General features: G+C 46.2%; 7 protein-coding genes and 2 pseudogenes. 4 read left to right on the top strand and 5 right to left on the bottom strand.

Translation table 11 applies throughout. From position 1 onward, the window contains the following. Window positions 1–10 precede the first annotated feature (10 nt). On the top strand, window positions 11–1,006 hold the full coding sequence (locus tag Q0307_RS00255; protein WP_298654763.1) for a protein adenylyltransferase SelO family protein: 996 nt from the start codon (window positions 11–13) through the stop codon (window positions 1,004–1,006). Here Q0307_RS00255 and Q0307_RS00250 read toward each other — a convergent pair. After that, the gene (locus Q0307_RS00250) at window positions 995–2,173 is read right to left on the bottom strand and encodes a helix-turn-helix domain-containing protein (RefSeq protein ID WP_298654761.1); all 1,179 of its coding nucleotides are present in this window, start codon (window positions 2,171–2,173) and stop codon (window positions 995–997) included. The two genes, Q0307_RS00255 and Q0307_RS00250, sit on opposite strands and share 12 nt — an antisense overlap. Before the next feature lie 481 nt (window positions 2,174–2,654). Between Q0307_RS00250 and Q0307_RS00245 the strand changes: the two are divergent. Continuing rightward, window positions 2,655–3,689, top strand: a pseudogene (locus Q0307_RS00245) (IS110 family transposase). Between the two features lie 719 nt (window positions 3,690–4,408). Here Q0307_RS00245 and Q0307_RS00240 read toward each other — a convergent pair. From Q0307_RS00240 to dnaG, 3 genes and pseudogenes are all read right to left on the bottom strand, one after another. Beyond that, window positions 4,409–4,750 (bottom strand): annotated as a pseudogene (locus Q0307_RS00240) (transposase family protein); the annotation flags it as partial. 155 nt (window positions 4,751–4,905) lie between these two features. Beyond that, the gene (locus Q0307_RS19005; RefSeq protein WP_366936728.1) at window positions 4,906–5,172 is read right to left on the bottom strand and encodes a transposase family protein; all 267 of its coding nucleotides are present in this window, start codon (window positions 5,170–5,172) and stop codon (window positions 4,906–4,908) included. Window positions 5,173–5,231: 59 nt separating this feature from the next. Then, a complete protein-coding gene (dnaG, locus tag Q0307_RS00235; RefSeq protein ID WP_298654759.1) occupies window positions 5,232–7,049 on the bottom strand; it encodes a DNA primase in 1,818 nt (605 codons plus the stop codon). Between the two features lie 170 nt (window positions 7,050–7,219). Here dnaG and gltB point away from each other — a divergent pair, with 170 nt between their 5' ends. Both gltB and Q0307_RS00225 read left to right on the top strand, forming a co-directional pair. Next, window positions 7,220–11,812, top strand: a complete 4,593-nt coding sequence (gene gltB, locus Q0307_RS00230; RefSeq protein WP_298654757.1) for a glutamate synthase large subunit — start codon at window positions 7,220–7,222, stop codon at window positions 11,810–11,812. Between the two features lie 20 nt (window positions 11,813–11,832). After that, window positions 11,833–13,323, top strand: coding sequence for a glutamate synthase subunit beta (locus tag Q0307_RS00225; RefSeq protein WP_298654756.1), 1,491 nt, complete (start codon window positions 11,833–11,835; stop codon window positions 13,321–13,323). A gap of 56 nt (window positions 13,324–13,379) precedes the next feature. Here the strand turns inward: Q0307_RS00225 and Q0307_RS00220 are convergent, their stop codons facing one another. Next, window positions 13,380–15,704, bottom strand: coding sequence for a polysaccharide biosynthesis tyrosine autokinase (locus tag Q0307_RS00220; protein WP_298654754.1), 2,325 nt, complete (start codon window positions 15,702–15,704; stop codon window positions 13,380–13,382). Window positions 15,705–15,780 lie beyond the last annotated feature (76 nt).

Below are 15,780 nucleotides of genomic sequence, written 5' to 3'. Positions count from 1 at the left end.
GCAGAAATCCTTGTCCGACCTCATGTTTTCTAACCGCTTCTATAGCTTAGGGGCGGATTTTTTTACTTCTAGTACACCACAAGGTTTAATTGAGCCTTATTTCATCCGTACAAATCAGGTATTAGCTGAACAACTTGGTTTGAATTTAAGCTTTTTTTCCAGTGTTGAAGCCTTAAAAATCTGTAGTGGTAACTTACTACTAAAAGGCATGCAGCCACTTGCACAAGCTTATGCGGGGCATCAACTGGGTAAATTCAATCCGTTTTTAGGTGATGGCCGCAGCATCCTTTTAGGCGGCATTGAAACTACTAAAGACTATCTAGAATGGCAACTAAAAGGGGCTGGCAAAACTGCTTATGCGCGCCACGCCGATGGTTTGGCGGGATTAAATGAAGCCTTGCATGAATACAATATGAGCGCACAATTAGCCGCCTTAGGCATACCTACGGTACAGTGTTTGGCTTTCAGTGCTGGAAAAAACTTAGTTTATCGCCAAGGTTTTCAAACCGCCGCTATTTTAACGCGCTTAGCACCTAGCTTTATTCGCTTTGGGCATTTTGAGTTGTATTACTTTGAACGCAAATATGTAGAACTTCAGCAATTAGCTGATTTTGTCATACAGCATTACTATCCAGACTGCTTAAATCAGCCCAAACCTTATGCTGCTTTTTTCCAAGCAGTCGTTGAGCGTACTGCTCAGCTCATTGCACACTGGCAAAGCGTCGGTTTCGTGCATGGGATGATGAATACCGATAACCAATCAATTCTTGGCATTAGTTTAGATTTAGGAGAAAGTGCGTTTAATCCTGAGCGTAAACCTCATTTTGTAAGTAGCCCTGCTGATGAAAAAGGCCGTTATGCCTTCGCTGAACAGCCTGTAGTGGGTTTATGGAATTGCAATATTTTAGCCCGTGCTTTATCACCACTGATTGAATGGACAGACTTAAAAGCCGCTTTAGAAACCTATGAAGCGATTTATTTAGCAACTGTTGAATCACCAACGTAACCGTGGCCTAGCGATCAACTCTGCCAAACGTTCACGTACTAAATCACTCCCTGCTGGATTCTGGCAGATTTTATCTACTAATAAACTAGGTTCAACACAGGTATCTAAAACCTGATCCATCACTGCATCAATACAATAGCGCCATTCACTCAGCTCCGGCGCATTTGATTGCGGCATTAAAGATCCGCGATACAAAGCTAGGGCTTCATTAGTTTTTTGCTCACGCAAAGCCTGCCAAACTTGAATAAAGTCTGCCCAAACTGGGATTAATAACCGATAAGGGCGTGAACCGATTTGACCATCAAGGCTGCGCCGCAAATGAGAAATTTCAGCTTTCAAAGTCGCAGTTGAAGCCAGTGCATCGCCATATAAAGCAGCATGGAAAGCTTCTAAACTCAAACCTTGTGGGTTCAAAGCCAATAAACAGAGCATTTCTAAATAGCGCTGCGGTAAAGCTAAAGGTTTACCCCGATAAATGACTCGCGGCTGACCAAGGGCGTGAATTTCTAACTCAGCACGTGGTAAATGACTCGGTAAGCAGCGCGCAATCGAACGTGCCAATGCTGTTACCGCTGCTTGGCCTAACGGTGTGTGGCGTTTCCACGTGGTGGATAGATCTAAAATGCCTACACACTCACCCGAGTGTGGATGAATAATCGGCGCTGCATAACAAACCCAATCATGCACAAAGGGCTGATAATGCTCTGAGGAAAACACCGTCACCGCTGATTTAAGGTTTAAGGATAGCCCCACTGCATTAGTACCGACTGAGCGCTCATCCCAATGCCCCCCTGCAGTAAAATTCACCGCTTCAGCCTTGGATTGCATATGTCGACTGGCATAAGTCCAGAGTAAGCGCCCAGAGGCATCGGCAATTGCAGCGACTAACTCACCTTCACGGGCTAATTGAATAATTTGCTCTTGCTCGCGCTCAGCAGCTTGGCGGAGGATCGATTCTTTCCAGAGCGTAGAGCTTGTGTAAGCATCATCAACAGGGGCTTGCCCCTGCTGGATAGAAGTGATCTGTGCACTACGTTGCCATGAACCTATAATATCGCGGCGAATCGCTTCACTACTTAAAGGCGCACTGCCCGCGACAAATTGACTCCATTGGGATTCGATGAGCCTGCGTCGTTTGGCTAAGCCTGTGCTTGAAAACTGCTGCATACCCCTCCTCCCCTTAACTAGCCTCTCCAGCTAGTGCTACGACTTTAAGAAAAGTCCATTAATTTTACGCGTTAGTTAAAAAGTATATCGTACTGCCCTAGAGACTGTAAGTTTATTCCGAAGAAGAGCTGATTTCACACAGATGGTATTTCTTTTGGCGATTGATTCGAGAATCGGTCATTTTTCCAAAATGGCGAAAAATACAACCCCTAGATGAAGCGTATCATCGGGAAAGCTCGCAAATACTCTCATTAAATTAATGGGCTTTCTTTCACAACTACTTTTAAATACCATTGCCTTGACTTAGCCTTCTACTGTAGTGCGTTTATCGGTTAAATATCAGATAAAAGCATTGAGTTGATTGTATTATACAATGGGTGAAACCTAAGTTTTGTGCTAGATACTTTTCAACTTGATGTTAGCTTAGGCCTTCAACACGAATAGCACCAACGACCTTGCCACTGCTGTTTTCGAGTTGGCGATGGCAAGCCCACAATACCTTATTACCCAGCGGCGGCTTAACCGCTACGCTTTCCGTCAGTTTATCCATGACCAAGCCCCGCGCTGCTGGTGATGGAAGCCTGTGGCAGTGCCCACCATTGGGGCAGGTTATTCCGTGAGTGGGGACACGAAGTCCTATTGCTACCCGCACAATATGTCCGTCCCTACCGCCGCCGTAACAAGACCGACCTACCGATTGCGAAACCCTGCTAGAAGCGTACCGCTGCGAAGGGATCAAGCCGGTGCCCATCAAAAGCATCGAGTAGCAAGAACTGAAACAGATGCACCGCCTGAGTGAATAATGGAAACGCACCAAAGTGGCACAGATAAATTTCCTGCGTGGCGTGTTCCGCGAACATGGCATCCCGTTGCCTGCGAGTGACCGCGAAGCCTTGCGGGAAGCCAACCTTCACGTTTAACCATTGTCCTCACTCACGCTGTACATGCTGCGTCCGCTAATGCAGAAGCTGGAAATGCTGGAAACCCATATGGCATAACTGGAACAGCAGATCATCCACGCCACCCGTCAGAATGAAACGGTTGCCAACCTGCAAACCATCCCCGGCATTGGGCTGCTGACCAGCACCGCCCTTGTCGCGGCGGTCGGCAAACCCGAACAGTTCCAGTCCGCCCGCCAATTTGCCTCATGGCTAGGGATCACCCCACGCGAAAGTAGCAGTGGCCTGGACGGTACTATTCCCGGTGTTAAGGTACACAGATCACCCCACGCGAAGGCAACAGTGGCCACCGCCGTTTCCTCGGCAGCATCACCAAACAAGGCAGTACCTACTTGCGCACCCTGCTGATCCACGGGGCAAGGTCGGCTTTGGTGGCTGCCAAACGCCAGGTGAAATCCGGCAAACCCCTTGGCCGCTTGCAAGAATGGGCGGTCAAACTGGAACAGCTCAGCGGGCATAACAAAACCGCTGTCGCGCTGGCCAACAAACTGGCGCAGATCGTGTGGGCGTGCTGGAAAAGCGGCAAACCTTACCAAGCGGGGTACTGCCCAGCCTGATACCCCGTTTTCCTTTCCCTGACCTTGCGTTGACGATAGTACGTTCATGGTTTGACAGGTTAAACCAGTAGCAGGAAAAGCCGGTAACGAGAGTGACGTAAACCAAACCAAGCCCGATCGAGCGATAGGCACCTACTACGCGGTTTCCATGATAGCTCTGGGGCCATGCGCCCCGCGTAAAGAAGCCGGATATACAAATGCAGTTTGGTCTGTCCAATGCCTGTACTTGAGCAAAACCGTTATCAGCAACACAGGGGAAAGACACATCGCATGAAGACAACATGCCCGCCAACAGGATGACTTACACACCGGCATTATCAAGGAGCTTCCCTGCAAGACTCCTCCTTGACAATACCAGCGTTTCAGGCAAAGACATCAGCAGGGGCTGTTGCACCAAAAGGCACAGGGTCTGCGCTTTGAGTAAGGGGGGATTGAATCTTTGCCGGAAAGGAAATGCCAGAAAGAGTTGACTGTAGAGACCATATATGACTCGTTGGGCAATCAGTCTAGTTTAAAACTCTACACCCACTCCTCTAAATCATGACCAGTAATTGATCGAATTACGACTTTATAGCTGTGTATGGAGGAGTTATTTTAAAAGATGCACACAGATTTTTAAAATTTGTCAAGGAGCGCTCACCGTTTAAAACAGCTAACATTCGTAAAATGCGTGCTAGTATAACAATGCCTTAACCTATAAATTCACTAGTTGATTACATTTAGTAGCGAGAACCATAGATCTTTAAAGAACGAATACGGTGTTCGACCTTGACCCGAATGCGAGCTAAGCGTTGATTAAAGATGTTCTCTTCTGGCTCCAATGAGCGAGATTTCGGCTTCTTAAACGGCCACACAACCCGACAACCGTCAATAGCTAAGCCTTGATAACCCAAGTCCACGACACATAAGGCGTTCTTCGGTAAAGGGAGAGGCTGCTGTCGCGCGAGGGTTAGGTCATGCTCATGATGCGGTGCAACCGCCAGTTGTCGAATCTCACCCGTAGGTTCATCGATCACGAGCTGAAACTTCAACGTATGCGTGTGCTTTTTACCACTGTAGAAGCTCTCTTGGCTTTTTTAGGACGCTCAATGGGGACTTCACTGGCGTCTAATAACACCACGACAGACTCTATCGTTTCAGGCGCTTCCGCTTCAACTCCCTTAGCGGGACTCTCACTAGGCTTTACTAAGTCTAAGTAACCAGAAGCGGCTAAGCGCTATTCCACACGACACGTAATACGTTGGGCATTGGATTCATGTACATCAAAACTCAAGCCTACATGAAAAAAGGTGCGGTATTCTCTCCAATAACTTAACGCTAAGCAGCGTTGGTTTTCAAGACTCAAGCTCGGACGGCCGGACTTCTTCTTTTGCTGTTCCGCTTGGGATAACACCTTAACCAGTTCGTGGAATAGCTTGCGGTCAATGCCCACACTTCGTCTAAAGGCGGCCGCGGATAAGGATTGAACGGATTCATAGGTCATCTCTAGACTATTATAAGCGCTCTTACACTACTGTCGCAAGAAATCTACTATATTTGCATTTATTTAACGTGCCGCTCATTCAGCAGGGAAAATAAATCATGTTTCTCTTGCTCGCTTAAGCCTTGAGTTTGATCTTTAGCCACTAAGCGTTCAACAGCTTTATCAGTTGCTTGGACTTTCATCCGTCTTAAGCAATCTTGAAACTCTCTCCTAAGCAAAGCTTCGTCACTAGATTGAGGTTGCCAGAGCATTAGCTTTAACAAAGTTTTTTCATGTGGCGTATCACGAAAACGCTCTAACAAAGCTGCTGCATGCATCTGTGGAAACTCCTCGATCGTGGCAACTAATTTAACCAGTAAGTCTAAACCGGGTAAGCCCCAGTCCAAGAGTTTTTCTGGATGCTCTATTTCAGTGGCCAACTCGGGAGAATGCACCAAAAGAGTGATTGCATAGCGTACTGGCGTTTTGCGTACCTCGAAATCCTTGGCCGTTTTAGCACGGACTCCCTGCGGCTCATGTTCTGCATATTTGCCTTTGAACTTAGGATTTTGCTGTCGAAAACTTTTCGGTTCTTCAGTTAAAGATAGCTCTTGACCTAAAGCCAAGCCACTCAAACGTTGAATTTCTTGCATCAGTGGCTGCTTGAGCAAAATATCCGGCATTAAATCCAGTAGACGCTTGGCTTCATTGGCAAATAACGCACTATCTTCACTCACATGCAAAGTCGACTCCGCTTTAAAACCTAACTCCTCCTTTAAACCGAGTGTGAAAAACTTCGATAGGGGCAAGGCTCTAGTTAAAGCATCTTCAAAAGCAGCACGCCCGACTTTACGTATTTGTGTATCAGGATCTTCTCCAGAAGGGAGGAATAGAAATCGTACCTCACGCCCATCACGTAGCTCAGGCAAAGCTGTTTCTAAAGCACGCCATGCCGCTTCTTTACCTGCACGATCACCATCAAAACAAAAAATGACTTCCGGTACTTGGCGGAATAGTAAATTAATATGCTGTTGCGTGGTTGCAGTACCTAGGGTAGCTACGGCATAAGAAATACCAAACTGCGCGAGGGCAATTACATCCACATATCCCTCCACTACCAACAAACGCTCTAACTGGCGGGTTTGCTGGCGAGCCTCAAAGAGACCATATAGTTCTGAGCCTTTATGAAAGACTTCCGTTTCTGGCGAATTGAGATATTTGGGTGTTCCAGTACCTAAGACACGCCCACCGAAACCAATCACCTGCCCTTTACGATTGCGAATCGGAAACATTAAGCGCCCACGAAAACGATCGTAAATTTTGCCCGCTTCATTTTTTAGCTGTAAGCCACTAGCGAGTAACTTATCCTGCCCGTACTGCGCAGCGAATTGCCTACTGGTGGTATGCCAATCATCCGGTGAAAAACCTAAGCTATATTGCTGCACCACGGCCATACTTAGGCCGCGTTGCTGCAAATAGGCTTGTGCTTCTAGCGCTTGGGTGAGGCAATGGGTATACAATTTGGCCGCTTCAGTCAATAAGCTATATAGATCAGCAAGCTTAGCCTTCGATGCTAAAGGCATAGATTTTGCATCGCGCTCCCTAGGGACTTCAATGCCTAGTATGCGTGCCAAAGCCTCAATAGCTTCGGTGTAATCAAGATGCTCGTATTCCATCAAAAAGCCGATGGCTGAACCGTGTGCACCGCACCCAAAACAATGATAAAACTGCTTGGTAGGGCTGACTGTAAATGACGGAGTTTTCTCCCCATGAAAGGGACAGCAAGCCATATATTCACGCCCTGCTTTTTTAAGAGGCAAGCGTGTTTGAATCACATCAACAATGTTGATACGGGTCAGCAGTTGATCAATAAAGTCTTTGGGAATGCGTCCGGTCATGGATCAGCCGTAAAAGGTTTTGCGTGAGTGGGTTAATACGATTAAAATGTGGTAACTGCCTGTATTATCAAGCGTCGCCGCTTTTATCTTGAGTATGATTATATCAGGATACTGGCATATACCCTGTGAATTATCCATAATAGTACCCCTTTTGTTGCCCGAAGGTTCCGATGAAATACACTGAACTCCCCCCGGCGCAGGGTCTGTATGACCCTGCCAACGAACATGATGCCTGTGGCATGGGCTTTGTTGCTCACTTAAAAGGCGTTAAATCTGCCAAGATCGTTCAGCAAGCGCTAAAAGTATTAACGCATATGGAACATCGTGGGGCCTGTGGTTGCGAAGAAAATACCGGCGACGGCGCGGGTATTATGCTGCAAATTCCACACAAGTTCATGGTGAAGGAATGCGCTAAATTAGGAATTACCCTGCCTGCAGTCGGTGATTATGCGGTTGGCTTTGTTTATCTGCCGCAAGATGAAGCGGCACGTGCTGATGCCATTGCCACCACAGATAAAATGATTAAAGCGGAAGGTCAGACCTTATTAGGGTGGCGCGATATTCCGGTGAATCCAGCCCCGATTGGTAAATCCGCCTTGCGTAGTATGCCAGCCATGAAGATGGTTTTCATTGGCCGCTCTACGGATGTGGAACCGGGTATCGACTTCGAACGCAAACTCTATGTCATTCGTAAGCGTACCAGCGGTGATTTACTCTATCGTAAAGAGCCGGGCTACATTTATTTTGCCAGCCTGTCCGCGCGTACCATTATTTATAAAGGCATGCTCACCACTGAGCAGGTTGCGCAATACTATCCGGACTTAAATGACCCGGATATGGAGTCAGCGATTGCGTTGGTGCACTCACGCTTCTCTACCAATACTTTCCCGAGCTGGGAACGTGCTCATCCCAACCGCTATATGATTCACAATGGTGAAATCAACACTATGCGCGGCAATCAAAATTGGATGAATGCACGTGAAGCGATGATTAAAACCGAAGTCTTTAAGACTGATATAAAGAATCTCACCCCGATTGTGCGTCCAGATGGTAGCGACTCGGCACGCATGGATAATACTTTAGAGTTTTTATATCTCTCAGGTTACTCCCTGCCGCATGCGATGATGATGATGGTTCCTGAGCCTTGGGCGAATCATGAAAGCATGAGTCCTGAAAAGCGTGCGTTCTATGAATACCACAGTTGCTTGATGGAGCCTTGGGATGGCCCCGCTGCCTTAGGTTTTACGGATGGTACTTTGGTAGGGGCGACCTTAGACCGAAATGGTCTGCGTCCTTCCCGTTATTATCTGACCGATGATGATTTAATCATTCTCGCCTCAGAAGTGGGGGTATTAGACGATCTACCGATTGAAAAAGTCATTTCTAAGCAACGTCTAAAACCCGGGCGTATGTTATTAGTCGATACGGCTGCGGGTCGTATCGTTTCTGATGAAGAAATCAAAGCCGAAATGGCTGCTGCTAAGCCTTATCAAGCTTGGCTCGATAAGCATCTGACTAAACTAGAAGATCTGCCAGTCGCTCCTGAAGCACCACTGCCAGATCATGACACCTTGATTCAGCGTCAAAAAGCTTTCGGCTACACCTATGAAGACGTGCGTAAAGTCATCGTACCGATGGCCGTTGAGGGTATTGATCCTTTAGGTGCAATGGGCTGTGACTCGCCGTTAGCGGTATTATCAGATAAACCGCAGCCGCTGTTTAACTATTTCAAACAGTTATTTGCGCAAGTCACCAACCCACCTTTGGATGCGATTCGCGAAGAGATCGTCACTTCAGCTCTGACCACCTTAGGTTCAGAAGGTGATATCACGAATCCTACTGAAGCAAGTTGCCATCATATTCTATTGCAATCACCTGTATTGCATAACGATGAATTAGCTAAGCTGAAATATGTGCAAAAAGCTGGCTTTAAGTCAGTGACTTTGCCAATTCTGTTTAAAGCAGACAACACACCAGGTGCTTTAGAAAGAGCCTTAGACGAATTATTTGCTGCTGCGGATAATGCCGTCGATAATGGTGCTAATTTATTAATCCTATCAGACCGTGGCGTGGATAAAGACTTTGCACCGATCCCGTCCTTATTAGCGGTTGCTGGTCTGCATCATCATTTGATTCGTGATGGTAAACGTACTCGTGTCAGTTTGATTCTCGAATCCGGTGAGCCACGCGAAGTCCATCATTTTGCTGCCTTATTAGGGTATGGCGCACAAGCAATTAACCCTTACACAGCCTTTGAGTCCATTGATGACCTGCTACGCGAAGGTATCATGAAAGGGACCTCGCACGATAAAGCCATCGCGAAATATATTAAAGCAGCGACCAAGGGCGTGATTAAAGTCATGTCAAAAATTGGTATTTCGACTGTCCAGTCTTATCGTGGTGCACAGATCTTCGAGGCTCTAGGGATTCATAAAAGCGTTATAGATCGCTACTTCACTGCGACTGCTTCGCGTATCGGTGGGATTGACCTCGATACCATCGCTAAAGAAACCTTAATGCGTCACAAGCATGCTTATGGACAGCATGACAGTGGTTTGCGAACCCTGAACTCAGGTGGCGTGTTCCAATGGCGTAGTGGCGAAGATGAGCATCAGTACAATCCGCAAACTATTTATATGGCACAAAAAGCCGTGCGGACTAATGACTATCAATTGTTTAAACAATACACCGAGCTGCTAAATAATGATCCCGAAGTGCGCTTTAATCTGCGTAATTTGCTGGACTTTCATTATGCTGATCAAGCGATTCCCTTGAGTGAAGTTGAGCCAGCTTCTGAGATCGTTAAACGGTTTAAAACCGGTGCAATGTCTTTAGGTTCGATTAGTCCTGAAGCCCATGAAGCTTTAGCGATTGCGATGAATCGGATTGGTGGCAAATCCAACTCCGGCGAAGGTGGTGAAGATCCAGCACGCTATATTCCAGAGCCGAATGGTGATTCACGTTGCAGTGCGATTAAGCAAGCTGCCTCTGGTCGCTTTGGGGTTAACAGCCATTACTTGACTAATGCGCAAGAGCTGCAAATCAAGTTAGCCCAAGGTGCAAAACCTGGTGAAGGAGGGCAGTTGCCGGGTAAAAAGGTTTATCCTTACATTGCGAAGAATCGGGGCACCACTCCGGGGGTCGGTTTGATTTCGCCTCCACCGCATCATGATATTTACTCGATTGAAGACTTGGCGCAACTGATTCATGACCTGAAAAATGCGAATCGAGCAGCACGGATTAACGTCAAACTGGTTTCTGGTTCAGGTGTCGGTACAATTGCTGCGGGTGTGGTTAAAGGTAAAGCGGATGTTGTTTTAGTCTCCGGTTATGATGGTGGCACGGGTGCTTCGCCCAAGACTAGTTTGCAACATGCAGGTTTACCTTGGGAATTAGGCTTGGCAGAAACCCATCAAACGCTGCTGCTGAATAATTTACGTAGCCGAGTGCGGGTTGAGACTGACGGTAAGCTCATGACGGGGCGTGATGTCGTCGTCGCCGCTTTATTAGGTGCTGAAGAATATGGTTTTGCCACCCTACCTTTAGTCGCTTTAGGCTGCGTGATGATGCGTGTCTGCCATTTAGACACTTGCCCCGTCGGTATTGCCACCCAAAATCCAGAATTGCGCAAAAAATACAGTGGCGATCCACAATACGTGATCAATCTACTGCATTTCATTGCTGAAGATATGCGCGAATATATGGCCAAACTAGGCTTCCGTACCATTGATGAAATGATCGGTCGCGTTGACCGCTTATATGCTAAGCCAATTGATCATTGGAAAGCAGGTAAAGTAGATTTAACTGCCCTGCTCTATCAACCTGAGCTAGAAGAATGTGATGGTGTGCGGTGCAATCGTGCACAAGATCATGGCATCGCCCAGTCAATGGATATACGTACTCTTCTTGAGACCTGCCAACCTGCCATCGAGTATGGCACACCCGTCAAAGCGGAGCTCCAAGTGAAAAATATCGACCGCGTGGTGGGTACGATTACTGGGAATGAAATCACCAAACGCTATGGTGCAGCAGGCCTGCCAGATGACACTATTCAGTTGAAGTTCTATGGTTCAGCCGGTCAAAGCTTTGGTGCTTTCATACCACGCGGGATGACTTTAGAGCTTGAAGGTGATTCGAACGACTATATCGGCAAAGGTTTATCAGGCGGGAAAATTATTGTTTACCCACCGAAACAAGCCCGCTATGTCGCTGAAGAAAATATCCTGATCGGTAACGTCGCCTTCTTTGGTGCAACTAGCGGTGAAGCTTATATCCGTGGGATTGCCGGTGAGCGTTTCTGCGTGCGTAACTCAGGGGTAAATGTCATTGTTGAAGGCACTGGTGATCATGGCTGTGAATACATGACGGGTGGTCGAGTGATTGTGCTGGGTGACGTTGGCCGCAACTTCGCTGCAGGTATGTCGGGGGGAGTCGCTTATGTTTATGATCCAAAAGGTATCTTAGCCATTAGCGGTAATCGTGAAATGGTCAACTACGAGCCTTTAACTGAAGCTGAAGACCTTGATCATGTCAAAGGCATGCTTGAAAAGCATATTCTGCATACCGATAGCCCACGGGCTAAAGCGCTGCTGTCAAATTGGCAGCAAAGCATTCAGCACTTTGTGCGCGTGATGCCCCATGACTACAAACGTGTTTTAGAGACAGTGAAAAAATTTGAAGCGCAAGGTATGACTGGCGAGGAAGCTTTAATGGCGGCCTTTAAAGCGAACAATGAAGATGTTACTCGTGCCAGCGGCAACTAAGCAGGGAGATTGCAAAAAGAATGGGTAAACCAACTGGATTTATCGAATATGAGCGCGAACTGCCAGCCGATCGTTCGCCTTTAGAGCGCATCAAGGACTGGGGTGAGTTTCATCTCCATTTCCATAGTGAAGCAGAAAGTCAACGTCAGGGTGCACGCTGCATGGAGTGTGGCATTCCGTTCTGTCAAACTGGAAAAGTATTACCGGGTGGTGCGAGTGGCTGCCCTGTGAATAACCTGATTCCAGAATGGAACGATATGATTTATCGAGGTCTATGGCGCGAAGCTTATGAGCGTCTACGGATGACCAATAACTTCCCTGAGTTTACCGGCCGCGTTTGCCCTGCTCCTTGCGAAGGTGCTTGTACTTTAGGCTTAAATGAAAACCCTGTAACGATTAAGCTGAATGAAGTCAGTATTATCGATAAAGCCTTCGCTGAAGGCTGGGTTTGTCCTGAACCACCTGAAGTTCGTACTGGTAAAAAAGTGGCAGTGATTGGCTCAGGCCCTGCCGGTTTAGCTTGTGCCGATCAACTGAATAAAGTGGGTCATGAGGTGACTGTTTATGAGCGCGCAGATCGTATCGGTGGTTTGCTCATGTATGGCATTCCTAATATGAAGTTGGACAAAACAGAAGTTGTGCAGCGTCGTGTTGATTTAATGGCGGCTGAAGGCATTCAATTTGTCACCGGTGTGCATGTTGGCAAAGATATTTCGGTAACTGAGCTACGTAAGGACTTCGATGCAGTAATCTTATGCGCTGGAGCGACTCAAGCACGGGATTTACCAGTGCCTGGTCGCGAGCTAGCAGGTGTTCATTATGCAATGGAGTTTTTAACAGCGAATACTAAAAGCTTGTTAGATTCCAAACATGCAGATGGCAACTACATCTCGGCTAAAGATAAGCATGTGATCGTGATTGGTGGCGGTGATACCGGCACTGACTGTGTAGGTACTTCGCTGCGTCACGGCTGCAAATCGGTCACTCAGTTAGAAATTATGCCGCGTGCGCCTGATCAACGCGCTCCAACTAATCCTTGGCCAGAGTGGCCTTTGATTTTCAGAATCGATTATGGCCAAGAGGAAGCAGCGGCGGTATTTGGTGCTGATCCCCGTCAATATTTAGTATCGACTAAAAAATTTGTAGGCAATGCTGAAGGCAAGGTTCAGGAAATTCATACCGTTGGTGTGCAATGGGAAAAAACGGCTGATGGTCGGATGAATTTGGTCGAAATTGCTGGTACTGAACGTATACTGCCGGCTGATTTGATCCTGTTAGCTATGGGCTTCACTGGCCCCGAAAAAGCCTTGATTAACAGCAGCCAAGTAGAAACCGATCCACGCGGTAATGTGAAAGCTGAATACGGCAAATATGCGACCACTCTTCCCGGTATTTTTGCTGCAGGTGATATGCGTCGTGGGCAAAGTTTAGTGGTTTGGGCAATCAATGAAGGCCGTCAAGCTGCTCGGGAATGTGATCGTTTCTTAATGGGTGAAACAACCTTACCTTAGGTTTATTTTTACTTACACCCCTAATTCTCTAGGTTAGGGGTGTTACCTCCAAAGTTTTAGGCAGCCTTATCTCGGGCTAAATTCAAACCACTGGTTTCTGGATTCTCATAATTACTGGCTTTTCTGGCTAATCCACGATTATAGCGGTCATAATAGCGTTTATCGGTAATTCCATGCTTAGCATTCACCACTAAGAAACCACCAATCGCAGGTTTAACTCGTTGCAATTGTTGGATAGCATTGAGCACTAGCTTGCGATCCATATTTTTCTCATCAGTCACCAGTAAAGTATTATCGGCTTGCGCAGCTAACATCAACGCATCCGCAAATCCCATCACGGGAGGTGCATCAATAATGGTCACATCAAAATGCCTCCTCGCCATTTCTAACAACTGATGCATTTTAGCACTCGCCAAAATACTACTTGGATCAACCCAAAAAGGCCCTGAGGTAATGACATAGGCATTTTTCATCTGTGGTACTTGTTGAGTAACTTGAGCTAATTCAGCACGACCGTCCACATAATCACTCAAACCACGCGCATTACTCACACCCATTTTGGTGTGCAGCGTAGGGCGACGCAAATCCGCATCAATTAATAAAACTTTCGCCCCCATTTGCGCATGACTTAAGGCTAGATTTACTGAGGATGTCGATTTACCCTCTGATGGATTAACACTAGTCAGCAGAATCACACTCGATTTTCCAGCTTGTAAAGCAAAACGAATATTGGTAGCAGCAATTCGATAGGCCTCTGCTACCGGTGAGTTGGGATCACGTAGAGTCACCATCGCTAGATCTTGTTCATTCATACGGCGTACATGAGGAATTGTACCTAACACCGGTAGTCCACTGACTGATTGTAATTCATCACCTGAAGTCAAAGAACGGCGTAAAGTTTCGCGCAGTAAAGCTAAAGCTGCCGCCAAAATTAAACCTGTAATTAAACCTACTAACAGATTAATCGCTTTATTTGGGCGAAACGGCTCTGCAGGAGGTTTAGCCGCATCAACAATTCGAATATTAGTGACCTTATTGGCACCTGAAGCTACATTGACCTCATTCACCCGCTTTAACAAATCATCATATAACTTACGGCTAGTTTCTACTTCACGTTTGAGCGCATTGTATTCGACACTGCGATCCCGCAAGTTCACTAGTTCCCCTTTATAACTAGAAAGCTCACCACGAATTTGCCCCTCTAAGCGCTTAGAGGCGGTAAACTCTGCTTCTAAGGATTGTTTTAAATTAGCGATTTCAGTCGCCAACTTACTTTTAACTGTCTGAATTTGCTCTGCTAATTGCTGCATTTCTGGATAAGCCGGTTTGAAGACCTTAGACTGATTCTGATACTGACCTTCCAAATCCACCAATTGACGCTTTAAGGATTCCACTACAGGATTAGTCAAAACTCCCACAACATTACCATGCTTGCGTGCTTGACCTAACTGGCTTTCTGCTTCAATCCGCCGACGTTCAGCCGTAGCCAATGCTGTATTCAATTCATTCAATTTTTGTTCTTGGGTGGCTTGGCTGTTATTGACTTCGAGAATCTGATTATCTCGTGCATAGCTCACCATTTCATTTTCACTATTAGTCAAGCGTTCTCGAGCCTTTTCCAATTCCCGATCTAAGAAAGCTTGTGCATAAATATCGGTTTGGCTGCTGTTACTGATAGAGTTCTTAATATATAACTCAATGAGTTTATTGATAATTTCTGCAGAAATAACTGGATCGGTGCTTTCATAATAGACTTTAACTAAATGAGCTTTTTCGATAGGTTCAACATAGAGATTTTTTAAAAATAGATCAATATTATCACTCTTAACAGTAGATATGATTTGTTTTTCACTAGACATGCTTTCAGGTAATAGATCAGTAATCTGCTTTTTGATATCGACTAGACTCTTCTGTGCGTCTTGCAAAACTTGCCCAACAGGAGTTGGCTTGTCTTTAACTTCAAATAAGCGCCTATCTAAATCTAATTCACTGATCACTTGCTCAGCTAATTGCCGCCCTTTAAGTTGCTCATATTGAGTGCGAAAAAACATATCATTTTCGCCCATATCAGGTGCTACTTGACGTACACTCCCAAAGTCCACCACTTGAGCGCCTTGTTTCTCAATTTGAATAGTTGAAATAGCGCGATACTCTGGTTTTTTCATCAAAGTAATTAGTGCAGTGACTAATAAAACCAGGAATAAAGTCGTTAAAAATAACCATTTCTGCCGCCACAAACGTTGCCAGACTTGTGTCAAAGTCAACAGACTAGAGGCATTAGAATTCTTAGCTCCCACTGCAGACATTAGCTCTGACGCAGGTATGATCACAGGGATAGTAGGACTCGCCACAACTGGAACTTGCTCAGATACGGTTAACATAAGGTTATCAGCCATTGGAGTAAAATATCTGAGGCTATCCTCTTATAATATTTTTCTATATGCAAAAGGCCAACTG

Origin of the sequence: uncultured Thiothrix sp., from assembly GCF_937873765.1 — a bacterium.
GTDB lineage: Bacteria > Pseudomonadota > Gammaproteobacteria > Thiotrichales > Thiotrichaceae > Thiolinea.
Note: the sequence above shows the minus strand (reverse complement) of the source record. Positions and strands in the feature narration are given on the sequence as shown.

Excerpts from the sequence above, each read along its gene's own strand:
- Q0307_RS00250 (WP_298654761.1), bottom strand. The coding sequence starts at position 2,173 with ATGCAGCAGTTTTCAAGCACAGGCTTAGCCAAACGACGCAGGCTCATC.
- Q0307_RS19005 (WP_366936728.1), bottom strand. The coding sequence starts at position 5,172 with ATGACCTATGAATCCGTTCAATCCTTATCCGCGGCCGCCTTTAGACGA.
- dnaG (WP_298654759.1), bottom strand. The coding sequence starts at position 7,049 with ATGACCGGACGCATTCCCAAAGACTTTATTGATCAACTGCTGACCCGT.
- gltB (WP_298654757.1), top strand. The coding sequence starts at position 7,220 with ATGAAATACACTGAACTCCCCCCGGCGCAGGGTCTGTATGACCCTGCC.
- Q0307_RS00225 (WP_298654756.1), top strand. The coding sequence starts at position 11,833 with ATGGGTAAACCAACTGGATTTATCGAATATGAGCGCGAACTGCCAGCC.
- Q0307_RS00220 (WP_298654754.1), bottom strand. The coding sequence starts at position 15,704 with ATGTTAACCGTATCTGAGCAAGTTCCAGTTGTGGCGAGTCCTACTATC.